This is a genomic window from Viridibacillus arvi (genome assembly GCF_001274945.1).
GTDB lineage: Bacteria > Bacillota > Bacilli > Bacillales_A > Planococcaceae > Viridibacillus > Viridibacillus arvi.
In genome coordinates, this window is record NZ_LILB01000005.1 from 1,270,623 (window position 1) to 1,294,989 (window position 24,367).

At 38.0% G+C, this 24,367-nt stretch carries 24 protein-coding genes; 5 read left to right on the forward strand and 19 right to left on the reverse strand.

Annotation, left to right across the window (positions count from 1 at the left end):
* The first annotated feature begins 27 nt into the window (after nucleotides 1-27).
* On the forward strand, nucleotides 28-1,185 hold the full coding sequence (locus AMD00_RS15270; protein ID WP_053417860.1) for a CDP-glycerol glycerophosphotransferase family protein: 1,158 nt from the start codon (nucleotides 28-30) through the stop codon (nucleotides 1,183-1,185).
* 157 nt (nucleotides 1,186-1,342) lie between these two features.
* Nucleotides 1,343-1,741 (forward strand): glycerol-3-phosphate cytidylyltransferase, encoded by a 399-nt coding sequence (gene tagD, locus AMD00_RS15275; RefSeq protein ID WP_053417861.1) that lies wholly within the window; start codon nucleotides 1,343-1,345, stop codon nucleotides 1,739-1,741.
* Nucleotides 1,742-1,833: 92 nt separating this feature from the next.
* Here tagD and AMD00_RS15280 read toward each other — a convergent pair whose 3' ends face one another.
* From AMD00_RS15280 to AMD00_RS15320, 9 genes are all read right to left on the reverse strand, one after another.
* Nucleotides 1,834-3,363 carry a glycosyltransferase gene (locus AMD00_RS15280; protein ID WP_053417862.1) on the reverse strand — a complete coding sequence of 510 codons (1,530 nt, stop codon included), beginning with the start codon at nucleotides 3,361-3,363 and terminating at the stop codon, nucleotides 1,834-1,836.
* A gap of 160 nt (nucleotides 3,364-3,523) precedes the next feature.
* Entirely contained in the window at nucleotides 3,524-4,678 is a 1,155-nt protein-coding gene (locus AMD00_RS15285) for an aminotransferase class I/II-fold pyridoxal phosphate-dependent enzyme (RefSeq protein ID WP_053417863.1), read from the reverse strand.
* A gap of 567 nt (nucleotides 4,679-5,245) precedes the next feature.
* Nucleotides 5,246-6,136: a nuclease-related domain-containing protein gene (locus AMD00_RS15290; RefSeq protein WP_053417864.1), complete on the reverse strand. Its 891-nt coding sequence runs from the start codon at nucleotides 6,134-6,136 to the stop codon at nucleotides 5,246-5,248.
* A gap of 203 nt (nucleotides 6,137-6,339) precedes the next feature.
* Entirely contained in the window at nucleotides 6,340-7,068 is a 729-nt protein-coding gene (locus tag AMD00_RS15295) for an amino acid ABC transporter ATP-binding protein (protein WP_053417865.1), read from the reverse strand.
* A gap of 17 nt (nucleotides 7,069-7,085) precedes the next feature.
* Nucleotides 7,086-7,748, reverse strand: a complete 663-nt coding sequence (locus tag AMD00_RS15300) for an amino acid ABC transporter permease (RefSeq protein ID WP_053417866.1) — start codon at nucleotides 7,746-7,748, stop codon at nucleotides 7,086-7,088.
* Between the two features lie 137 nt (nucleotides 7,749-7,885).
* Nucleotides 7,886-8,716, reverse strand: coding sequence for a transporter substrate-binding domain-containing protein (locus AMD00_RS15305; RefSeq protein ID WP_053417867.1), 831 nt, complete (start codon nucleotides 8,714-8,716; stop codon nucleotides 7,886-7,888).
* Between the two features lie 1,029 nt (nucleotides 8,717-9,745).
* Nucleotides 9,746-10,585, reverse strand: coding sequence for a flagellin N-terminal helical domain-containing protein (locus AMD00_RS15310; RefSeq protein ID WP_053417868.1), 840 nt, complete (start codon nucleotides 10,583-10,585; stop codon nucleotides 9,746-9,748).
* Between the two features lie 355 nt (nucleotides 10,586-10,940).
* Entirely contained in the window at nucleotides 10,941-11,393 is a 453-nt protein-coding gene (locus AMD00_RS15315) for an IDEAL domain-containing protein (protein ID WP_053417869.1), read from the reverse strand.
* Nucleotides 11,394-11,502: 109 nt separating this feature from the next.
* Nucleotides 11,503-11,841 (reverse strand): hypothetical protein, encoded by a 339-nt coding sequence (locus AMD00_RS15320; RefSeq protein ID WP_053417870.1) that lies wholly within the window; start codon nucleotides 11,839-11,841, stop codon nucleotides 11,503-11,505.
* Between the two features lie 328 nt (nucleotides 11,842-12,169).
* Between AMD00_RS15320 and AMD00_RS15325 the strand changes: the two genes are divergently transcribed.
* Nucleotides 12,170-13,741, forward strand: a complete 1,572-nt coding sequence (locus AMD00_RS15325; RefSeq protein ID WP_053417871.1) for a hypothetical protein — start codon at nucleotides 12,170-12,172, stop codon at nucleotides 13,739-13,741.
* Entirely contained in the window at nucleotides 13,738-16,515 is a 2,778-nt protein-coding gene (locus tag AMD00_RS15330) for a DEAD/DEAH box helicase (RefSeq protein WP_211258652.1), read from the forward strand. The genes AMD00_RS15325 and AMD00_RS15330 overlap by 4 nt, the downstream gene beginning before the upstream one ends.
* A 298-nt stretch (nucleotides 16,516-16,813) precedes the next feature.
* On the opposite strand, the gene AMD00_RS15335 is transcribed toward AMD00_RS15330, so the two are convergent.
* Nucleotides 16,814-17,260 (reverse strand): single-stranded DNA-binding protein, encoded by a 447-nt coding sequence (locus AMD00_RS15335; RefSeq protein ID WP_083446249.1) that lies wholly within the window; start codon nucleotides 17,258-17,260, stop codon nucleotides 16,814-16,816.
* A 261-nt stretch (nucleotides 17,261-17,521) separates the two neighbouring features.
* On the opposite strand from AMD00_RS15335, the gene AMD00_RS15340 reads away from it, so the two are divergent.
* Nucleotides 17,522-17,944 (forward strand): YwpF-like family protein, encoded by a 423-nt coding sequence (locus AMD00_RS15340; protein WP_053417872.1) that lies wholly within the window; start codon nucleotides 17,522-17,524, stop codon nucleotides 17,942-17,944.
* Nucleotides 17,945-17,999: 55 nt separating this feature from the next.
* On the opposite strand, the gene AMD00_RS15345 is transcribed toward AMD00_RS15340, so the two are convergent.
* From AMD00_RS15345 to spoIID, 9 genes are all read right to left on the reverse strand, one after another.
* Nucleotides 18,000-18,305: a hypothetical protein gene (locus AMD00_RS15345; RefSeq protein ID WP_053417873.1), complete on the reverse strand. Its 306-nt coding sequence runs from the start codon at nucleotides 18,303-18,305 to the stop codon at nucleotides 18,000-18,002.
* A gap of 115 nt (nucleotides 18,306-18,420) precedes the next feature.
* Entirely contained in the window at nucleotides 18,421-18,858 is a 438-nt protein-coding gene (gene fabZ / locus AMD00_RS15350) for a 3-hydroxyacyl-ACP dehydratase FabZ (RefSeq protein WP_053417874.1), read from the reverse strand.
* Nucleotides 18,859-18,898: 40 nt separating this feature from the next.
* Nucleotides 18,899-19,198 (reverse strand): DNA-directed RNA polymerase subunit beta, encoded by a 300-nt coding sequence (locus AMD00_RS15355; RefSeq protein ID WP_053417875.1) that lies wholly within the window; start codon nucleotides 19,196-19,198, stop codon nucleotides 18,899-18,901.
* Nucleotides 19,199-19,228: 30 nt separating this feature from the next.
* Entirely contained in the window at nucleotides 19,229-20,068 is an 840-nt protein-coding gene (locus AMD00_RS15360) for a flagellar hook-basal body protein (protein ID WP_053417876.1), read from the reverse strand.
* Between the two features lie 39 nt (nucleotides 20,069-20,107).
* Entirely contained in the window at nucleotides 20,108-20,947 is an 840-nt protein-coding gene (locus AMD00_RS15365; RefSeq protein WP_053417877.1) for a flagellar hook-basal body protein, read from the reverse strand.
* A 69-nt stretch (nucleotides 20,948-21,016) separates the two neighbouring features.
* Nucleotides 21,017-22,012 (reverse strand): rod shape-determining protein, encoded by a 996-nt coding sequence (gene mreB / locus AMD00_RS15370; RefSeq protein WP_053417878.1) that lies wholly within the window; start codon nucleotides 22,010-22,012, stop codon nucleotides 21,017-21,019.
* Nucleotides 22,013-22,218: 206 nt separating this feature from the next.
* Nucleotides 22,219-22,494, reverse strand: a complete 276-nt coding sequence (locus AMD00_RS15375) for a sporulation transcriptional regulator SpoIIID (RefSeq protein WP_038180010.1) — start codon at nucleotides 22,492-22,494, stop codon at nucleotides 22,219-22,221.
* Nucleotides 22,495-22,605: 111 nt separating this feature from the next.
* Entirely contained in the window at nucleotides 22,606-23,262 is a 657-nt protein-coding gene (locus AMD00_RS15380; RefSeq protein WP_053417879.1) for a M23 family metallopeptidase, read from the reverse strand.
* 36 nt (nucleotides 23,263-23,298) lie between these two features.
* Complete coding sequence (gene spoIID, locus AMD00_RS15385; protein WP_083446250.1) at nucleotides 23,299-24,282, reverse strand: stage II sporulation protein D; 984 nt, start codon at nucleotides 24,280-24,282, stop codon at nucleotides 23,299-23,301.
* Between the last annotated feature and the right edge of the window lie 85 nt (nucleotides 24,283-24,367).

Genomic DNA, 24,367 nt, shown 5'->3' on the forward strand with positions numbered 1-24,367 from the left:
ATGAAATGTAGAAAAATAGGTGAATGAATGTTAAAGGAATTTATAATATATATTTATTTGTTGTTAAATAGGATTGTCTTTGGGCTTTTTAAGTTTTTGCCGCAAAAGAATAAAGTTGTTTTTTTATGTGACTTTGGTGATAATGCGCGGTTTGTTATACGAGAGTTGCAATCACGTGGTTTTGAAGAGATTTATGTTCTGAAAACTAGCAAATGCAAGGATGACTTTTCAGATTTAGGCTTAGCTGCTGGGCATGTAGTGGATTTCCACACATCCAATATTGGTGGCTATTTGAAAGGTTTATATCATTTGGCAACGGGTAGTAAGGTATTAATCGACAATTATTTTGCCATTTTAAGTGCAACGCCGTTTCGTGAGGGTGTTGAGTGTATTCAGTTATGGCATGCGGCTGGCGCAATTAAAAAATTTGCGTTACAAGATCCGAGTATCATGTTCCGTTCGCCTTCTGCTGTAAAGCGATTTGAGAAGGTTTATGGTCGGATGACGAAAGTAATTATTGGTTCGGATAAGATGGTACCGATTTTCAGGTCAGCGTTTGGCATGCGCCAAGATCAATTTTTGCGTTTTGGTGTTCCACGGACTGACTTTTACTTTAAACAAGAGGAAGAGAATAATGCTCGAAGCGAAATTCTCGAGTTGTATCCTCAACTAGAGGGGAAAAAGGTAATTTTATATGCACCAACTTTCCGTGATCAACAATTGTTAGAACAGAAGATTCCTTTGAATTTTGTAGAAATCATGGATTCACTTGGAGAAGATTTTGCAATGGTGATTAAGTTACACCCTGCTGTAGCTCATAATGTTGAGTCTATTGCTCATCCTGCCATTGTTTCCGTTGCTAATGATGTGCCTGTTTCCAAATTGCTGTTTGTAACGGATTATTTAATCAGTGATTACTCTTCAATCCCATTTGAATTTGCTTTACTCGGGAAACCTCAGATTTTCTATCCTTATGATCTAGAAGCATATGAGATGGAGCGTGGTTTTTGGACGGATTATGAACAGCTAGTACCCGGTCCGGTTGTTTCAAATGATGAAGAATTAGTTTATGTTCTATTGCATCATGAATTTAACCAGGAGCAAGTAGAGGCTTTTTCAAATGATTGGAATACCTATTCTGATGGGCATGCTAGTGAAAGATTGGCAGCGTATTTGATGGATTAGGTAAATGGTTCTGAACTTATTCTTGGGAACCTTATATCAGTTCTAGTCGTTTCTAATTCTATTAAGACTTTTTATGGAGATTTTCTACAGAAATGAATTTGGCATTTCTAGTTAAATATAATATAATACCATTTAGTATTATGTATGGAGGCACACTATGAAAAAAGTAATTACGTATGGTACATTTGATTTACTTCATGTGGGACATGTTAATATTCTTCGACGTGCAAAAGCTTTAGGCGATTACCTTGTTGTTGCTATTTCTTCTGATGAATTTAATGCTTTAAAAGGGAAAAAAGCTTACTATAGTTTTGAGGACCGTAAGACAATACTTGAGGCAATCAAGTATGTAGATGAAGTAATTCCGGAAGATAATTGGGAACAAAAAGTTCTAGACGTGAAAGAACATAATATCGACACATTTGTTATGGGTCACGACTGGGAAGGTAAATTCGATTTCCTAAAAGATCATTGCGAAGTAATTTACTTACCTCGTACTGAAGGTATTTCTACAACTAAGATTAAAAAAGATTTAAATACTCAAGTAACTAAATAAGTATTTCGCTTTAACTAACCACCTGCTCCTATATTGGAGAGGTGGTTTTTTGTTGTGTAAAGAAACGAAAAAAAGGTCGCCTAGGCGACCTGTTAATCTTGTGTTGTGATTTTATTAAAAAGGCTAGTCCATAATTTGTATTGAAGTTCAGGAGAGTATTTCGTTTGAACGGTACGGTATGCATTTTCGCCCATTCTTTTTGCCTCGTCTTCATTTTCTAGCAGGTAGATGATCTTTTCTGCTAATTGCTCACGATCCCTATTTGGAATAGCATAGCCATTCTGTCCAGCTGGTTCAAATTCGTCTATATAGTAGTTGTTGTCGTATATAATGACTGGCGTTTTATTTGCAAATGATTCTAATGCTACCAAGCTAAAGCCTTCGTATTTTGATGTTAGGACTGTTACGGTAGCTTTTGCTAATACTTCATCTACTTTGTTTGTGTAGCCTTTTAATTCAACATTTTTTCTCAGTTTTAATTTTCGAATAAGCGAAGTTAATGCACGTTTTCTAGGTCCTTCACCGTAAATATGAAGTTTAGCGTCAGGAACGTCTTGAATAACTTTAGCAAATGCACGAACTGCTTCACCAACAGCTTTCCCCTCATCTAACCTTGCTACGACTGTTACTAGAAGTGGATCTTTTTGAGTGATATCCACATTTTTCACTTCGATTGCATTTGGAATGACATAAATGTTGTCGTGTTCACCAAATTGCTTAATGATATCTTCTTTTTGCTTTTCCGTTAGGACAACAATAGGATCGCCATTCTCCAAGTTTTCTAGCATGCCTTTGTGATATTCTTTGAGCTCGCTACCGTATGTGTAAGGTGCTTCAAAATGGTTTGTATGAATAGTATAGATACGGTGTGCCAAGCCGGATTCCATATTGCGGATTTTGCTTGCTGTGCCTGCTCCGTCGCAGATGACAATTGGCTTTTCAGGTTCGTTTTTGCATAATTCATTAAACCAATTAACATGGAACTCTCTGTTATTGGCAAAACTTACGACTTCCTTTGACTCTGGATGAAATAGGAAAATTTTCTGTTGCTTACCCGTTTTATGGTTGTACCATTTCGAAAGATAACAAAAGCTGTCTGGTGTATAGTATAGTTCTTGAATTAGCTCATTGTTAGACAAATGATAGTTGAGCGTACGATTAATATAACCATCGTTATGGAATTCATCGCGTTTAATGTGAATTTGTTCGGGTGTGTAATAGTCGATGTATCTCAGTTTTTGATGCTTGTCCCAAGTTTTGCATTTTACATATGTACCATTTTGGAAGTAATGCGTCTGTTCTCCGCTATCTTCTACTTGATATCCAGGTTCGAATTTTTCGCTAGCTAAGCGGTAGTTTTCAATACTTTCGACTGTTTGTTCACTTGTTGTATAGCTTTTTTTATAATAGTCATAAATGTTCGTGATTTTGACGTTTTCGGCAAGTCTGCCTTCTTTTTTTAATCGTAATTCTATTTCAGAATAATTATTTTTATAGTCTAGTGTGATTAGTTCAGAGCAATAGTCAGCGTTATTTAATAGGCCTGCTCGTTTGTACATGACACTATTAACGCCATATTTATCTACGTCAATGTCCCAAATGACCATGAATATTTTTTTCATTATTTCACTACTTTCTTTTTGGGTGTGTTTGTTAAGGTCTACTATACTCTGTTTTTAGCCCTGAATTCAATTATTTTCAAGTTAGCCGTATGTTTTGCATTATTCATGATAAATGCCAAGTGAGATAGTTTCACTTGGCATTTTGGGTATATTTTTAATTTTATAGTGTTTGAATGAAGGCTTCTAGACGATCAAGGCCTTCTTTTAATTTTGATGGTGCATATGCGTAAGTGATGCGAAGGTAGCCTTCACCATATGGAGTGAATACAGATCCCGGGATGGCACCAACGCCCCCCTCTTTCATAAGACGGATTGCAAATTCTTGAGATGATAATCCAAACTTTTTGATCGATGGGAAAATGTAAAATGCACCTGTTGGTTTTTGAACTTCAATTCCCATTGCAATTAGGCGATCGTAAACATAATCACGACGGTCAATATATTGTTTGTTCATCTCCGATGGAATGTCTTTGCAGTTTGTAAGTGCTTCGATAGCAGCATATTGGCTAGGAAGCGCTGCACAGATTGCATTGTATGCATGGATTTTCACGACTTCTGCCAAAAGCTTAGCAGATGTCATAAGGAATCCAATACGCCATCCAGTCATTGAGTGTGATTTTGATAAACCGTGAATTAAGAATAATTTATCTTTTAGCTCAGGATATGCACCGAATGAGCGGTGTTCTCCTTCGAATGTGTTTTCACTATAAATTTCGTCTGAAATGATATAGACATCTTGGTTTGCTAGTACTTTTGCTAACTCATCCATTTGTTCATGGGAGATCGTAGCTCCAGTTGGATTAGATGGGAAGTTAAATAGTACGGCTTTCGTTTTAGGTGTGATCAGTTTTTCTAGACGTTCCGCAGACGGTTGGAAGTTAGTGTCTGTCGTGTCTAAATAAACTACTTTTGCACCGCAGAATTGGATAATTGGTTCGTATCCTGAGTAAATTGGTGCTGGGAGGATGATTTCATCCCCTTCTTCAAAGATTGTACGGAATACAGAATCAATGGCCTGACTTGCTCCGTTCGTGACGATAATTTCGTCTACAGCATTATAATGGCAATCGTATTTTTCTTTAAAGAACGCTACAGCCGCTTCGCGAAGTTCGATGACACCAGCGTTATGTGAGTATGTTGTAAGGTTTTGTTCGATTGAACAGATACCTGCTTGTTTGATTGATTCAGGAGTTGGGAAGTCTGGTTGGCCAATCGTTAAGTTGATGGCATCAGGGTAATTGATTAGTTGATTTGCGAATTGGCGTATACCGGGTAAACCACCCTTTAGAGCTTTCGGGTTAAGGGATAAAGACATTTGGTGTTCCTTCTTTCGTATGATTAGCATTATTATTTCTTGCTCTTTATTATACTCCCATATTCTGAAAACTTAAATATTTTATTTCATATTTAAGAGATTTTTTGGTTTTGGGTTGGGGTGCTACTCACTTTGGCTTTGGCGCTACTCGAGTGGGCTTTGGCTCTGCTCGGCCGAGCTTTGGCGCTACTCGCCGGCTTTAGCGCTTCTCGAGCGGGCTTTGGCGCTACTCACTCTAGCTTTAGCGCTACTCGACCTGGCTTTGGCGCTGCTCGACCTGGTTTTAGCTCTACTCACTGGCTTTAGCGCTTCTCGCTCGGGCTTTGGCGCTACTCACTCTAGCTTTAGCGCTACTCGACCTGGCTTTGGCGCTGCTCGACCTGGTTTTAGCTCTACTCACTGGCTTTAGCGCTTCTCGCTCGGGCTTTGGCGCTACTCACTCTAGCTTTAGCGCTTCTCACTCTGGCTTTAGCGCTTCTCGGCCTGGCTTTGGCGCTACTCGCTCTGGTTTTGGTGCTACTCGCCGGCTTTGGCGCTTCTCACTCTGGCTTTAGCTATTCTTGTTTGTTAATTAGATTGAGTCTCTTTAAACAATGGCTTTTTATAGTTATAGTGATATGTTCTTGATCTAGTGTGACCGGTGGGGGTTAGGTTCATTTGTTTTAGTAGTTTTGTTATTCGGTTTTTGTTATTGATTTGTAGGTATTGACTACATTCTTTATGGGTTATGGTTGATTTGAAGAGCCAGAACCAGTCTTGCATTGCTATTTTGATTGCGTTATCGATATTTTTTCCGCAGGTTTGGCATGTCCATGTACGCTGGGAATAACGTCTGCCTTGTCCCCCACAGCAACAGATGATGCCAGTTTTAAGTTGGTCTAAAGGAATGCTATGTTTTTTTGTTAATGGGAAGGCGTTGTATGGTTTGTTGCTGTTCTTTATTTTATAAATTATATGTTGCAATTGACTTGTTGAGATAATGGCTCGGTGTTTATTTAATTTTTGTAGGTAGAGTGGTACTTCTTTTGGTCCTAGTAATTTAATTTGTGTTGGTGGGATCTCGATGTGTGTGCGTTTGTTTGGCAATACGATTGCTTTGAAAATTGGTAATTGGATACCGACTTCGTGTTGCAACCAGTATTCTAAGCTGTCTACGGTTCGTAAAATTTGTTGTTGAGGACATACGTATGTTGTGTTGTTGCCATCGATTGTTTGGATTAGTTGGTAGGGGTTTTCTAAGAATTTTAATGTTCCTCTTAGATGCTTTACTTCAAGGATGCAAATATAGCTTGGTGTGATTATTAATGCATCTATTTGAATGAGTCTATTTGGGGATGCTTGAATTTCAACATTTGGGAGAGTTTGAAATGGCAGAGTAAAATGCGTTTCTTGGATCAATTGATCGACTCTACATTCTCCATTGTATCCTGCTTGGATGTTTTCCAATTCTTTTTGCAAATCAATGGATTTTGAGAATGTTGGGGAGAGTCTCATCAGTAGTCTTGGATATGCTGACAATATTACTGGTTTTGGTCTTGGTTCGAAAATTATTATCGCTCCTTTCCAACTTAATTTTACATACTATTATATCTTTATATGGAATATATTACAATTTATTATTTTAAACAAAAAAGCCAGCTGCTTATGCGGCTGGCTCGTTATTAGTGATTTAAGACAACTGATAGGAAGTCTTGTGCACGTTTTGAGTCTGGGTTTGTGAAGAATTTTTCTGGTGGTGCGACTTCGACAATTTTACCTTCCGCCATGAAAACGATTTGGTCGCAGATTTCTTTTGCGAAGCCCATTTCGTGAGTAACGACTACCATTGTCATGCCGTCGTTCGCAAGCTGACGGATGGCATCGAGTACTTCTTTAACCATTTCTGGGTCAAGAGCTGATGTTGGTTCGTCAAAAAGCATGACTTGTGGATCCATTGCAAGTGCGCGTGCAATCGCTACACGTTGTTGTTGACCTCCAGATAGGCGTCCTGGGTAGGCATCGAATTTGTCACCTAAACCTAGAGATGTCAGTAGTTCTTTACCACGTTTTTCTGCTTCAGCTTTTGATAGTCCTTTTACTTTCATTGGGGCGATTGTGACATTTTCGAGTGCTGATAGAAATGGATATAGGTTAAAGCTTTGGAATACGAAACCGATGTTCGTGCGGGCCTTGTTAATATCCGTTTTTTTGTCATGGATAGAAATACCGTCTACGATTATTTCACCCGTGTCGATTTCTTCTAGTGCATTTATGGTACGGATCAGAGTTGATTTACCTGCTCCACTTGGTCCGATTAGTGCGACAACATTTGATTTTGGTACTTCTAGGTTGATGTCGGTTAATACATGATGATTACCGAAACTTTTATTAACATTTTTGATAGAAATCATAATTCGTATTCCCCTTCTTATTGTTCATTTTTCAGCATACGTTTTTCGATTTGACGAATGATTAAAGATAAGCTGAATGTCATGATGAAATAAACGAGCGCAACGAATGTCCAAATTTCTATATAACGGAATGATGTTGCTGCTAAATTTTTTGCTTTTAACGTTAAATCTACACCTGCGATGACAGAAATTAACGATGAGTCTTTGATAAGAATGATAAATTGTGATGCCATTGGTGGTAAGATTCTTCTAAATGCTTGAGGTAATATGATGTAACGCATTGCTTGGAAATTTGACATACCCGCTGAACGTGCCGCTTCCATTTGACCTTTTGGAACAGCTTGAATACCCGAACGAACGATTTCAGCAAGGAATGCCCCTGAGAATGTTGCTAAACCAACGATTGAACCCCAATAAGATCCTAATGAGAAAAATTGACCTAACCCGAAGTAAATCCACATTAACAATACTAGTAATGGTACGCCACGCATGATTTCTACGTAAGCACTTGATATAAAGCGAATAACAGGGTTACGTGAAATACGTCCGATTCCAAAAATAACTCCCAATGGAATACTTAATAATAGTGAGATAGCTGAAATTTCTAATGTTAGTAAGGCGCCTTGGATAAAGACGTCCATATTATTTGGAATGACGCTCCAGTCTAGTTGAATGTCCATGTAAATGTCCTCCTCGATCATTTCTGTGATCGGTTTTTATTCGATGAAAGACTACAACGACGTCAGCAAACATAGTGGAGTAGTCCCCTTATGTTTAGCTACGCCGTTTGTAATGTTTCAAAGTACAGCTTGTTCTATTATTCTTTAACTGTTTTTAACCAATCGCTATTTTCGAACCATTTTGCACGTGATTGTAATTCAGCCGGGCTATCGATGTATGAGTGTAAGAATGAATTTAACCATTGTACTGATTCGAAATCATTTTTCTGTACTGCAAGACCTAAGTTGTCTGCAGAGATGACACCTTCAAGTTTCTTCACTTTTCCTACTTGTTGTAGGTTGTAAACTTGGATAGCTGGTTCGTCATAGATTACTGCATCAACTTGTCCAGATTGTAGTGCTAGTGCTGCTGCTGGGAAGTCTTCATAATCTTTAATTTCTGCATTTTTGAACATGTCTTTTGAAATTAATGAACCTGTTGTTGCAATTTGAGCTGCAATTTTAGTGCCTTTTTTATCTAGGTCTTCATATGATTTTATAGTGTTATTTTTTGATTGAAGCATGATGGCTTGTCCTGTTTTGTAGTAAGGATTTGCAAAGCTGACTGCTAGTGCACGTTCACCTGTGATAGACATACCTGCGAAGATCATGTCAATTTCACCCGTCTGTAGAGCCGGAACTAGTCCGTCAAATCCGTATTGTTTTACTTCTAATTTAACACCTAAGTTATCTGCAATTGCTTGAGCAACGTCTATATCATAACCGATGAATTTTCCTTTTGAGTCGACCATTTCAAATGGGAAGTAACCAGGGTTTGTACCAATTACTAGTTTTTTTGCTTTGATTACTTTTTGGATAGTTGAGTTGTTATTGCTCTTTCCTGCAGATGAATTTGAATCTCCACCATTGCCACAACCTGCAACTACTAGCATGGTAATCATTAATAATGCCGCTAACCATTTCTTCATAATATATACCTCATTTCATTTAATTTTTAGAATAAGTTGATAAATTGAAGTATAGTTTATTTTTATGCATATGTCTACATAAAAATTAATATAATATTAGTTTTATAGAGATTATATTCATATTTTAATAACCTTATCGTATTTTTATTCATTTTTACTCAATGTTTATGTATATTTCTTTATGCAGTGATTGTGATGGATTAGGCACTGATCGTGGGTTCTTTGGCGCTACTGGAGACCCCTTTGGCCTTACTCGGGCTCTCTTTAGCGCTACTCGTGACCCCTTTAGTTCTACTCGAACTTCCTTTGGCTCTACTCAAGCTCTCTTTAGCGCTACTCGCTCCCTTTAGCTCTACTCGAACTTCCTTTGGCTCTACTCGAGCTCCCTTTGGCTCTACTCGTGACCCCTTTAGCTCTACTTGCTCCCTTTGGCTCTACTCGGGCTCCCTTTAGCGCTACTCGTGACCCCTTTAGCTCTACTCGAACTTCCTTTGGCTCTACTCGAGCTCTCTTTAGCTCTACTCGAGCTCCCTTTGGCTCTACTCGAGCTCCCTATGGCTCTACTCGAACTTCCTTTGGCTCTACTCGAGCTCCCTTTGGCTCTACTCGTGACCCCTTTAGCTCTACTTGCTCCCTTTGGCTCTACTCGGGCTCCCTTTAGCTCTACTCAAACTCCCTTTGGCCCTACTCAAGCTCTCTTTAGCGCTACTCGAGACCCTTTTAGCTCTACTCGCTCCCTTTAGCGCTACTCGAGCTCCCTTTAGCTCTACTCGAGCTCCCTTTAGCTCTACTCGAGCTCCCTTTGGCCCTACTCGCTCCCTTTGGCTCTACTCGGGCTCCCTTTAGCTCTACTCAAACTCCCTTTGGCTCTACTCGAGCTCCCTTTAGCTCTACTCGGACTCCCTTTAGCTCTACTCGAGACCCCTTTGGCTCTACTCGAGACCCCTTTAGCTCTACTCGCTCCCTTTGGCTCTACTCGAGCTCCCTTTAGCTCTACTCAAACTCCCTTTAGCTCTACTCAGGCTCCCTTTAGCGTTTTGAATTTGGTGGGCGTAGTAGTTCTAGGATGGATTGGGCTCGTTGCATGTGTAGGCTTAAGGCGTATTGGGCTGCTTGTTGAAGTATGTTGGCTTTGACGAAGTTCATCATTTCTTGAGCCATGTCTGCATCACGGATGCGGGATTCGGCAGCGGTTAAGTTTTCTGCCATGTTGACTGAGTTGTTGTAGGCATGTTCGAGACGATTTTGGTAAGCTCCAAGGCGTGAGCGTTCGCTGGAGACTTTGTTGATAGCTGCGTCGAGTTTTGAGAGGGCAGATTCGGCATTCTCTCTGGTATCGATAGATAGTCCGTCGATGTCGAGGCTTCCGCCACTCATATCGTTAATGTACATGTCGATAGTCTGACCTGAATTTGCACCTGCTTGAATTTTCAAAGGATCTTTTGATACACTGCCGTTGAGAAGCTTTTTTGTGTTGAATTCGGTGTCTGTGGATGTTCTTGTAATCTCTTTTTTTAATTCTTGGAATTCCAGGTCCAGTTGACGACGATCTTCGTCTGTTAATGTATCATTTGATGCTTGAGTTGAGAGTTCCCGCATACGTTGAAGCATAGCGTGTGTTTCGTTGAGTGCTCCTTCGGCTGTTTGGACCATCCCAATACCATCTTGAATATTCTTACTGGCCATATTGAGTCCACGAATTTGGGCGCGCATTTTTTCTGAAATGGCTAGACCTGCTGGATCATCACCAGCTCGATTAATACGGTAGCCTGTTGAAAGACGTTCGAGCGCTTTACTCGCCATATTCCAGTTGTTATTCATACTTTTTAATATAGATAGTCCTTGTGAATACCAATCTCCTATTCTCATACCCCTCAGTCCTTTTGTGTTTTTCATTTATATCGGCTTTTACATTAATTCCTTTATTAGGAAATTCGAATTCTAGTTTATGTGTTTAAAGTTTAAGTGATTTGGAGAAGCTTTATATAAATATCATTGGTTTTCATCGAAAGGAGCTGTAGTGAATTGGAACCAAAAAAAAATGTGAAATTGGATTTCTATGATTTTGTAATTAATGCATTTGGGGTTTTTATAGCACTATTAATAATTTTTGTATATGTGTTAACACATTGAGGGCATGTTAAAAGCACCTATCGTTTTACTAATGATAGGTGCTTTCTATGTGGTTTTGTTATTCAATTGAAAATCCTCCGTTAGTACGATGCTATAGTTTGTGTGTTAGTGTGATAAATAAATTTTCATCTCGAACAGCGAGTGCTTGATCGATAAGGCGAAGTTTGTTGTCCTTTTCAAGTTGAGTGATTAGGTCTACTACTTCCTTATTAGTACTAGTGAATTGCTCTGTTTTGCCCTTTTCCTTACTCAACTCAAGGGAGTCATAAATGAGTTCCAGATGATCATGGATGTTAGATATGGTTAGCAATTGATACAACGGTAAGCGTATGAAACGACTACCTTTCTGGAAAACAAATACTTCAGATAAGTTTTCAATTTGTAAATTATTTAGATTGATAATGATTTCCTTGCCCTCTACTGGGACAAAATGATATAGCTCATCTTCTTTTGTAATGGAGAAATATTGATACGCAAATACTAGTTTTAGTCGATTCCCCTCTTTCTTAGTATAAAAAGGTTCCATTCTTCGTACATGTAACATGTAAGCCACTCCTTTTTATAGAATTTTCAGATTATTTATATGGTATCATTATATGCTCATATAGTGCAGATAAAAAGCAAAAGAACAAATTTCTTTTGCTTTCTAGAATTCATCTTTTTTTCTTCCTTCCATATGTAAAAAAGTAAAAAGTATTCGGCTCAGCGATTACATAAATAGTTGTTAATAAAGCTTTTAAATTCTCCTCGCTTTGCTCGTATGGCATACTTCGTTGATGTAGTAAAATATGGTTCCGGGTTAAGTCTACACTAACTGTATCAAAAAAGTGATTATCAATGTAAACGTCATGACGTTCTTCATAACTTCCCTCAGAAGAAATGATGACCTTTTTAGATCGATTTTTAGGTGCATATACTAAATACCATTTAAAAGATTTAACTGAATGTATGGATGATCTTAAATCAGGAATTCGAATCATATAGCGTGCCAATTAATCACCACCCTAATATTATTATTTATTCCAATATTTAGTTATATACATTCTCACATTTTTCTCTGAATATTTCAATAACTTAATGAAAAAGTACCCTGTTTTATCGATTTCCTACATGCTTTTTATGTATTTTTGCAATAAAATCAGACTTTCTTCACTATTTATCAATTCATTTTGTATGCTTATAGCCGCTTATTTTCAGTAAAAATAATATTATTCTTGTTTGATTAATTATATAAAAAAATAAAGACTGTCCTTATGCATTTACGGATGACCTGAAATAGCCGTATAATGAAAGGAACGATTTTTTTCAGGAGCGGAATGTATGAATACAAATATTTCAGAAATTGCCAAAAAATACGAAGATGCTATTCGCAATAATATGGCTGCAATTGAACTAGAGCTGAATTCATCAGTTCCCGAGGATGAAGAGCTTGTCAGAAGAGCAGCTTTTTTAGCGCGCCATAACTATGTGAAAATTTCTTCTTATAGTGAAGTACTTAATATACTTCATTTTGTTGTGCAGGATGCTACGCCTGCTACTGCAACGTTTTATATAAACGATGATCTATTTACATGTGATTGTCGTAACAAGAAATGGTGTCGCCATAAATTAGCGGCGATGTTCGTGTTATATCAATATGTTGATTCACTGTCTGGTTGGCTCGAGAATTTCCGTTCTCAGAAGTTAAATCAGCTTTCTTTATTTAAAGATGAGCGTACGCCTGAAAGTTGGCTTAAGCTTGTGGAGAATATTTACAAAGTAAATTTATATAATCAACAATCATTAAACCCTTATTTAATAGAGAGCATTTTCGCTGATATGCAGTCTCAGATTGCAAAACATACGCCATTAGAACGTGAATGGCGCAGTTTATATCAATTATTTACACATATGGCTCTTCTATCTCATACTTGGAAGCACCTACATCCAGCTAATGAGTCAGCGCGCTCCTATATGATCAATTTTATCGAGCAAGAGAGCCAAGCATTAAAAGATTATATACGCTTAACTGCTAGTAAATCTCGTCTTTTTGCAACGGATCCATTTTATGATACATTGCAACAAATGACACATTATTTCCTTGTAAAACAGGAAGGTTATTTTGAAGAGCGTTTGTACATTTACACATTATTTTGGGAGTCTATGTTTAATGAGAAAAAGCGACGTGAGCTTGAACTTGATATGCTCCGAGCAGAAAAAGACTTTTCAAGTGATGTAAATGTAGAAAGCATCCGAGCTATGTTCTTCCTTATGTTGAAAAAGTATGATGATTTACAACAATCATTGACTCAGATTAAAGTCGATGAGTTATTAGTATGGCTTGATCTAGCTCATTTTGCAGACCGCAATGAGGATTCAGAAGCGTTACAAATGATTTTACGTTCGATGCTTCCTATGTTAGATGAATTCATCAATAATTGGCTCGCAACGAGGTATCGTTCTAATTTCGTCAATACTTTCAATCGTCTTTGTTCGAAAATAAATTTAACTGATGAAGAGGCAGAGGTACTCTTTACAGCTTCTGGTATGTATGGCATGCAACCTTTTTCACATTATTTGATTGAAAAGGAACGTTATTTAGAATGGGCTGCTCTGCATCATCGCTTCCCTTCTTCACTAGCTTATTTAGAATTATGTGGTGTAAAGGATGTATTGGAGTATAAACCTGAAGTTCTTCTTCCTCTTTATCATGCCCTTGCATTAGAAGAAGTTTCTCAAAAATCGAGACAGCATTATAAACAAGCCGTCCGGGTTTGGAAGAAAATGAAGTCTGCGGCGAAGAAAAGCGCAAAAAATGAATATTGGAATCAATATGTCGAAACACTTCGACAACAATATAAACGATTACGAGCTTTACAAGAAGAAATCGAGAAAGGAAATCTGAAGCTATGACAACTATTTCAAACGTGCCATCTACTTTCATGAAATCCATCACGCTTGGCATTCAAACCGAGTCCAATCAGTCGTTCACGTTGCAAGCTTTTAAATCCGATGGACAACCAATGTATACACATGAATGGCTTCCTTTTCTCTTTTTCCACTACGAAGCTACTTTTTATGGTTTAACGGCTAATCATTCGGAGGAATATGTTACGTTAACACCCCTTGAAATGGTTGAATTATTTTCTGAAAAAGAGCAACATCCATTTGTTCAATATGAAGGAATCGACATGGCATCAGCGAAGTGGCTGGCTGCAGCAAATGAAGCATCTAGTTTTTGGTACTCTCCTCGCCTATGGGATTCAATTTCACTTGACGAAGAAGAAGAAAAGTTGGAGCTAAAGGTTCCATTAGATGAAACAGCTACAAATTTACTAGAAAATGCATTGATGCAAAAAATGGTGGAGGCTGGTTTACGTTTTACAGATTTACCACCATTGTTACCGTTCTTCCGAAATGGTGGATGGCCAATTACAACCAAAAATGTGCATGATGAAATTTTCGTGGCTTTACGATTACGTGAACCAGAGGAATTATCTGAGGATTGGGTTTTAGAGACCGTTATTCGTGGGAAAAAAAGTGCAACTTATTGGGCACCACCTATGCGCAAGCGCGCTTTGAAAATCGAAAACGCGCTGCCTGATAAGTGGAAGCAACATGCTGACGGAATAGAAAAGCTACAAGGTCAAATGTCTAGTTTATTGCATATGCATGACTATATGGATAATGCAGATACCAGTTTATTCTTATCCTTAACTTTATCGGATGCTGATGTTAGACAGTTTTTACGTGCAGATTTTATTCGCCTACAAGCACTTGGTTTTGAAATCATTTTACCGGCTTGGTTAAAAGATATAAAAGATTCTCGTGTGAAAGTACGAGCTAGTGCTAGCACTGCTTCAAATTATAAATCAGCAGCTGGTTTACAAGAGATTCTGACCTTTAATTGGAAATTGTCCTTGAACGGGCAAGAACTAACCATGGAGCAATTTCAACAAATGGTCAATGATAATCGTGAATTTATACGTGCTGGTACAGAATGGGTACGTGTGGATGCGGCTTGGATGCAAGAGATCCGTAAACTAATGGATAAAGCTGAAAATGAAAATTGGACCGTTCGTGATCTGCTATTCCAGGAGTTGCCTGAAGAACTTGTTGTACCAGTGGAAGAGGATGAGGATGATTCTGCGGATGATCCATTCTTCCAATTTGAAATTCAGAAATCATTGAAGGACTATGTGAAAAAGCTACAAGATAAAAAAGGTTTGCCATCTGTGCCTGTATCAGACAAGCTACATGCTTCTTTACGTCCTTATCAGCAGGAAGGTTATGATTGGCTGACATTCATGCGTGAGCAGCAATTTGGAGCTTGTTTGGCTGATGATATGGGACTTGGCAAAACGGTTCAGCTTATCTCATATTTATGTCATGTCTATGAAGAAGAAAAGCCACCGACTCTAATCATTTGCCCAACTTCTGTATTAGGCAACTGGCAAAAAGAACTTGAACGTTTTGCTCCTTCTTTAGAGGTTTACTTACATTATGGCGCAGGTCGTTTGAAGGAAGACTCACTAGTTAGTTATTTAAAAGAGCAATCCCCTCAAGTTGTGTTGACAACATATGGAACTGTTACACAAGATGCCGATAGCCTTGAAAAATTGAACTGGGCTTGTATTGCACTTGATGAAGCTCAAAATATAAAAAATATGCAAACAAAGCAATCTAGAGCGATTCGTAAGCTGCATGGTGAGCATCATATTGCATTAACAGGGACACCTGTTGAAAACCGCTTGTCCGAGCTATGGGCTATTTTTGATTTTATATACAAAGGTTACTTAGGAAGCATTCGTCGCTTCCAAGAAGATTATATCGCTCCAATTGAGCGTGATGATTCTGAAGCTCATAAGCAAAAATTACGTAAAAAAATCCAACCATTCCTATTACGTAGAACGAAGCAGGATCCTGCACTTATGCTGAACTTACCTGATAAGCTTGAACAGCTTGAATACTGTCCATTAACACAAGAGCAAGCTGTGCTTTACGAAAGCTTTATTCAAGAAACAATGCATAAGCTTGAAACATTAACTGGCTTTGAACGTAAAGGTTTGATTTTGAAAATGCTTAGTAAGTTAAAGCAGTTATGTAATCACCCCGCTCTGTATTTAAAAGAACCGTTTGATAATGCAGCGGATATGCTACCGCGTTCAGAAAAGTTAGACCGCCTTGTAACACTTGGCTCTGAAATTGCCAGTAATAATGAGCAATGCTTAATTTTCACTCAGTATATTGGTATGGGTCACTTACTACAACATTGTTTCTCTGAACTTTATGATATAGACGTGCCGTTTTTAACAGGTAGTATGCCTAAGCAACAGCGCGATCATTTCGTTGAATCATTCCAAAAAGGTGAATTCCCTATTTTCATCTTGTCTTTAAAAGCAGGTGGAACCGGTCTAAATTTAACGGCAGCCAATCACGTTCTACATGCTGACCGCTGGTGGAATCCTGCAGTTGAAAACCAAGCTACAGACCGTGCATACCGTATCGGGCAAACTCAATTTGTACATGTCCATAAATTCATCACGACAGGAACTATTGAAGAGAAAATCGATACACTATTAACTGAAAAACAAGCATTATCAGAGGATCTCATCCAATCAAGTCAGTGGATTACGGAACTAAAAGACGAAGAAATCCTTGATCTATTATCATTCAATTTTAACTAAATTATTATCGATAAAATCCGGCTATGATCATAGCCGGATTTTTTTGATCTTTCCCGTTAGATCGTATTCACATACTATTGTTATTTCTACTTCTTGCTTCCCCTTTTTAGATAGATGAAATTTCAATGAAATGATAGATCATTACTTTTACTACTTCATCTGTGGTCGAGTCCAATTGCTTAATCCGATGTTAATGCCATAATCTATGAAACATTTTCCTTTTAAGGTGGTAGATTATTTGGTAGTTCAATGAAGAAATTATGAGCCTATTGGTGCGGTCTTCCAATAGGGATATGGATTAAACAATCGGTAATTTTTCTTTTTCAGTATTAGGTAGATGGAATTCTTTTGTGAATTCTGCAGCTACAGATGCTTGTTGTGTCGTTAGACCAGCTTCTGTAGCGACTTGTTCATGTCTACCTTCCCTTTCTTTCAAAACGAGAAAACGGACGTCCTCTCCAACGACTTCCGTTATATAGGTTCTTTTGCCATCCTCCTTTTGATAAGAGCGTGATTGTACGCGGCCACTAACCCCTATTAGTGATCCTTTGCCACAATACTTCACAACATTATCTGCCAGCCTTCCCCATGCTGTACAGAAGACGAAATCAGCTTCTATTTCTCCGTTTTGATTTCTGTAGTTTCGATTTACAGCAAGAATAAAGTTAGTTTGAACTTTCCCTTCATGTAACTTTCGTAGTTCAGGATCCTTTGTAATCCTTCCTACTAACGAAACTTGATTCAATGTCTCACCTCCTTTTGCTTGAATATAAGTTCATCTTATTCTGGAAAGAGTATTTACGCAAAGTCTTAAAATTAGATTTCGGGCTATTTTTGATATGTATAATTAGCTTTTTAGACGTGTCAATTTAAGTTCTTTCCTGTAAACTATTGTCTTATATAGGTTCTCAATTTTAGAATGACTGTACAAAAGTTAAATTTGGAACATTTAGGGATATGTTATAATAGACATAATACATTACATAAAGGATGGTGGTTGGTTTAGGTGAAAACGTTTAAAATGCTCTCTTTGGAATTGTTACAGGATGATCAGTTGAAGTCATTTCCTTTAACAGATGGCATCATTATCAATCAAGAGAATAGCCATAAATCATGGGTTTTGGAAATGTATATGGATCGTCAATATAAAGCTTTTTTTGAGCCTTATTTAGGGACCGATGAAATATTAGAAGTGCGCGCAGTTATTTCTTATCCAGACAATGAACCAGCGGCCTTTAGGGTTGTTGTAAATGCCGTGAAGGAAATAGACAATCAAGTTTCCGTATTACTGAAAGGAACACTTAAAACGGTACGTCGTCAATATGCGGAGCTACTACTGGATAAGCTAATTGATGAAGGTCTTGAAGGTGATGCACTTTTAAGCCAATTTAAAACAGATATGAAAAAAAGACCACGAATAAAACCATAAGAAACGATAAAAACTCGGCATATTTATACTATGCCGAGTTTTTTGCTAATCTGTATTATTTATTGTCTCTATGATCTCTATTAAGATCATCCTCGACGATTTCATCATTTGGTGTTACGTTTTCGTCTATGATTTTCTCATCTGTTGTCTTCTCGTCTATGACTTTATTTTCACCTGGTACCGTTTCATTCACACGTTCATCATGAACATCTGGCGTAACGTTTTCCACTCCTCTATTAACATCATCCTCGACACGCTCCATTGGCGTTTCGTTTTTTAGAGGCTCGTTTGCTTTATTATTATTACAACCAACGAGTAAAAGTGAACCAAGCAATAGTACTGCTGCAGGTTTAATCCACATAAAAAAGTTCCCTCCTTTCTGCATTGTCATATCCATCACACACTATACGTGCGATATAACATATCTTGCCCCGAAAGAAGGAAACTATCCTAAAAAAAATGATTTGAATTTTATTTTATACTTTTTGAACTGGTCCAATTGCAAATAAAATGTCTGCTTCGCAAACTAGCTCACCGTCAACTGTTGCTTTAGCATGTCCCTTACCCATCACACCACGTAATTTAGTAAATTCTACTTCTAAACGAAGTTGATCACCAGGAATTACTTGACGTTTAAAACGCGCATTATCAATTCCTGTTAAGAAAGCTAATCGCCCTTTGAACTCTTCAGACTTCAATAGCGCGACTCCACCAACTTGTGCAAGTGCTTCGATAATCAAAACACCTGGCATCACAGGATACCCTGGGAAATGTCCATTGAAAAATTGCTCATTAATTGAAACGTTTTTTAAACCTACTGCTCTTTTTCCTTCTTCTAGTTCAAGAATACGGTCTACAAGTAAAAAGGGATAACGATGAGGTAAAATCGCTTGAATTTGATCTGCAGTTAACATTTTAGTCCTCCTAATATGAAAGGTTCTGTAGAAATAATGATTATTTGTCCACTACGCCGTTCATAATATCAAATATATGGCGCCACGTAGAGACTTTCAGTGTATCTAATGCATCGCCTTCACCAATAACACTATAACCAATCATAGCACCTGACACAGCTGCTATGACAAGCAAAATGAGTACGACAAGGATGCGCATCCCGATTGGGAACAGTCGTAAATTTGACCACCATTTCATATTAACTTCTTCTTTAACCTCTCTCTCGATTTTTGCTTCTTTACGAGTCATTGGCTTTGAAGTATTAGGCTCAGTCACGTTTTTTTTCAAATTGTTTGTCATAACTTGTTTTTCTCCTCTGTTCAGATTGCTTTATCGAATGCCGTTAACAAGACCTAACATTTGATCTGATAAAGTAATCGTTCTAGCATTAAATTGATAAGATCTTTGCGTATTAATAAGCTCAGTCATTTCTTTAGACGTATCAACGTTCGACATTTCTAAAGAACCATTTTGTAAACCAATCTCAGCTCGGTCTGCACCTTGTAAATTTCGTAGGACTTCAGCTTCTGTCACACCTAATTCATTTAAGTTTGTAGGAAGACCGATGTATGTACCCGAAATATGTTCCATTAGTTGGGGACGTTGAAGCTCTGTAACAGCAAGTTCTACTGTACGTTGTGAACCGTCATCAAAAGTAATATTCAGCTCACCATTGTCTTTCATACCAAATCCCTTTACGTTTTCAGGGAAAATAATTGGATTCCCATCAGCCCCAGCGACTGGGTAGCCATCTGCATTTACTAGCATGGCATTGTTATAATCATCGGTTGATATATATAAATCCCCTTGACGAGTATAGACTGTACGGTCACCATTTTCACCATCTGGCATGATGATGTTCAAGTATTGCTTCGGCTTCGTGAATGAAAAGTCGAGAGAACGTTCTGTCGATTGAATACTCCCCTGCTTCCAAACGGTTTGTGCTTGGGCCAGTTGTGCCCCAACACCAATGCGAATGCCTATTGGAGATTGGCGCTCTGTCTTGTCAGACTTGTCATTGTTAAATTGTTGATATAATAGTTCGCCAAACTTAGCTTCCTTAGCTTTGAAACCATGCGTATTACTATTCGCTAGGTTATTGCCAATTGTATCAAGCTGTTGTTGCAATTGAGTCATCGTGTTGGAAGCGGAAATCATTGTACGTAGCATATCATAGCCCTCCTATGTATTTCAAAAATACTGTTTCTGTTACACTTTTCCAATTTCGTTAACGGCTTTGTCCATACTACGATCATAGGCCTGTAATACCTTTTGATTTGCTTCGAATGCACGGTAAGCTGTCAGCATTTCTGTCATCGTTTTACTAGCATCAACATTTGAGCGTTCAATATAACCTTGTTTTAAATTAAAGCTAACGCCATTTACTGTGTATGCAGATGGTAAATCTTCACCGTTGTATGTACGATATAGTCCGTTATCTTGCTTTTGAAGTGTATCTGGCTGTGCTGCGTATGATACGCCGATACGTGCTACTTCTTGCTCTCCAGCGCCGATAATACGACCGTCATCCATAATTTGATAATCATCATTTTGCAACTGTATACGCTGACCTCTATCCGATAAAACATAAAGACCTTGTGCGTTTGTTAAGTAGCCTTGTGGATCTAAAGTGAAATTACCGTTACGTGTATACGTTTCGCCTTCTGTAGGATGCTCTAACCGGAAGAATATTGCACCTTTAGCGCCTGTTTCTGCATCTGTCGGTAATTGGTTATCAACTAAAGCAACATCAGTAGTTAAATCAGTGGCTGTTATTTGACCTTGTGAATAGTCTGGTAATGTTTCTTGCATATATACGCCTGCATTTAATGCACCAATCTGATTATTGGCTGTTGTATTTAGTCCACTCTCTAAATTCGTACCTGACTTCGTCATACGCGACATAAGCATATCTGGGAAAGAACGAATTGTAGATTGGTCTGCTTTATAACCTGGTGTGTTGGCATTGGTAATATTATTTGACAGTAATTCAGTACGTCGCTGTTGCGCAATCATTCCTGTAGCTACTGTATAAAACCCACGAAACATTGCAATCACCCTTTCATCAATAAATTAAAGTATATGCGATTTCTATACTTTCTTTATTTCGGCTACAAATCAAATATGTTTTGATACTTTGTCCATATTGTCGAGCATAATGCCTGTTCCTTCAGCAACACAGTTCATAGGATTCTCTGCAGAGAGTACTGGTACTTTCAATTCGTCCGTTAATAATTGGTCAAGACCGTGCAATAATGCTCCACCACCAGTAATCATAATACCGCGGTCAATAATATCTGCTGATAGTTCAGGGGGTGTTTTTTCTAATACATTTTTAGCTGCTTGTACAATCATTGAAATCGATTCACGTAAAGACTTTTCAATTTCAGCAGAACCAATTGTAATTGTTCTTGGTAAACCTGTTACCATGTCTCGTCCTCGAATGTCCATCTCATCTTCTCGACTACCAGCATAAACTGTACCGATCGTCATTTTGATTGATTCGGCTGTACGTTCCCCAATTAGTAACTTATACTCTTTTTTAATATATTGTAAGATATCATTATCGAATACATCTCCTGCAACCTTAATGGATTCAGAAGTAACGATATCCCCCATTGATAGCACAGCAACATCTGTAGTGCCTCCACCAATATCAACAACCATATTCCCACTTGGTTGGAAAATATCCATCCCAGCTCCGATAGCAGCTACTTTTGGCTCTTCTTCTAAGAAGACATTACGACCACCAGATTTCTCTGCTGCTTCACGAATAGCCTTTTGTTCTACACTTGTAATATTAGTTGGACAACAAACTAAAATACGAGGCTTTGAGAGAAATCCTTTAACATCTAATTTACTTATAAAATGTCTTAACATCGCTTCGGTAATATCAAAATCAGCAATTACACCGTCTTTTAATGGTCGGATCGCAATAATATTGCCTGGTGTTCTCCCTACCATCTTACGTGCTTCTTCCCCAACAGCAAGTACTCTGTTTGTATTTTTATCTATCGCTACAACCGATGGTTCATTTAAAACGATCCCTTTACCTTTAACATGGATTAATACATTAGCAGTTCCTAAATCAATCCCAATATCCTTAGAAAACATGGAACTTTCCCCTTCCTTCACATAACAGCATTTATCGTACGATTTATATATGTAATTATCTAGAATATTTTATCATATCAAGGGGGAAATTACATCTACATATTTTATGGGGATAGCTTATTTGAACGGCTTTTTAAAGGATTTCTTTCAATCTAGATTCGCTTTTTCATTCCCTAATAACGTAAAAAGACATCGAAGCATATTGCCTACTTCGATGCCTTCTCCATAGTCGATTGTCGGGCTAACCATTTTTTCCTTGTAGCCTCTCCACCTCGTATGTGACGTACCGATTTATGGTACGCCAGAATTTCACTAACTTCCTTGGCCAACTCTTCATTTACTTCATTGAGACGTTCTGTTAAGTCTTTATGAATAGTGCTTTTTGAATAGCCTGTAATTTGTGCCATCGCTCTTACGGTTTGCCTCGTTTCTTTCAACATAAACCCAAGTTTCAAACAGCGGTTGCGAATATGTTCGTGCACATTCTCTTCCTTTCCACAATGTACGAACGTTTCTTAAACTTATGTTTGCTTGGAGCTTTTAAGAACTAAGCATTCCTTATTTCGTTGATAAATGACATTATTCAGCTAAATTTAAAAAGCTAAGAGTTTTTTAGGGTTAACATTAACCCCTTCTTCCAAAACTTCGAAGTATAAGTGATTACCCGCTGTTGGATTCCACTCATTTTCGATTGTTTTACCAAGTACTTGTCCTTGTGAAACTTTGTCGCCCTTTTTAACTTTGATATCGCCTAAAGAGCTATATTTCGTCGTTGTACCATTTGGATGTGCAATAACGATTTCGTTGCCGATGAATGGATCCATCTTCACTTCCTCAACATTACCGCTCATAACTGATAATACTTCAAATGGTTTCCCATCAACTGAAAGTGAGATACCGTTGCTTGTTGTGAACGTTTGATTGAACACAAGCAATGCGCCTTCTCTCGTTTTTTCATCTGCTTCGACATCGTAAAAGTCTTGTACGATTGCTACTTCATCTAAAAGATCCTGTTGGAATGGGTATTTCATAGACTCTGCCTTAGCATTTGTTTCAACTGATGTACCTGTCTCGCCTTTACTTGCTAAATTCGTAGCGTTGTTAGTGTCTGAGTTTGTATAAGCACTATATCCCCAAACAAGCCCTACTAACAGAATTGAAAAACTTGCATAAATAGTAGGCCAAAACCAACGCTTTGTTGTGACACTACCTTTTTTCGGAGAAGGGTTTGGTCTGTTTTCTTCCCTCATTGTCATCACCTCAACGTCATTCTAGACAATAACGCTTCAGTTTAAACATATGTTTTTATTATTTTTTATGGAAGTAATAGAAGCTTTCTTATAAAAGTGCTTTAAGATGTCCTTTGCTTGGACCCCCTCCCGCGCCAAAGCCTCCGCACCGTATTGGCTCATGCCTACTCCGTGGCCGTACCCTACTGTTGTAACAGTTATTTTATTTTGAGCTGGTTTCCAATAAATTGTGAAGTCCGTAGAAGGTATATTAAGCTTTTCTCGGATTTCCCGGCCTGTCCAACTGTAACTTCCTACTTGCATCGTTTGAACACGATTAGAACTGTTTCTCGTTAGTTTAATAGCGTTTAGTTGTTCAGCTGACCATTGAAAATTGAAGGCAGTATTCCACTGTGGTAGAGAAAAGTCTGTGTTTTGAATGTAATTTGGAGACAATTCTTTTTCGCCTTCTACAGTAACTGTTTGTAAATACGGAATATCTTGTCCACTGTATTCTTCTGCACTTTCTGTTTTACCATTGCTTGTTGAAAAGAACATAGCCGTGATTAATTCACCATTATAAGTGAGAATTTCACCTGCTGTAGTAGCTACAGCTTGTTGTATTTTTTTCTCGTTCTTATTGAAATTTACTCCCCATTTTTTCTTTCTTTGCTGTTTTGACTCAAAGACTTGATGGAGAACACTCGGTTTTATCGCTTTCTGGCCATTCTCCGTGACTTTAAGGACAAATGTGCGTGAAGCTATAGCTTGTGCCTCAAGCGCCTCTAAGTGGAAGCTAGAGGGCATTTCAGCTGATATAACTCCAGCGATATATTGTTCCAGGGGTAGGGGGTCTTTAATTCCTTCCACAGTAATGTAAACTTCACAAGGCGGCTCGTTTTCTTGTTGTTTTTTCTGAGTCTGTTGCGTAGTAGATACGTTTGTGAAATTTTTAGGATAAAAATGCATACTAACAATCGGTAGCACAAACAAAAGGATGACGATAAAAAGGCTGATGGGTATTAGAAGGATTTTTTTCATATGCCATTCTATGCTGAGGCATTCGTCGTTATACGAAAAAAACGTTCAAGAGCAATTAAGCTCTTAAACGTTTAGTATTATGCTA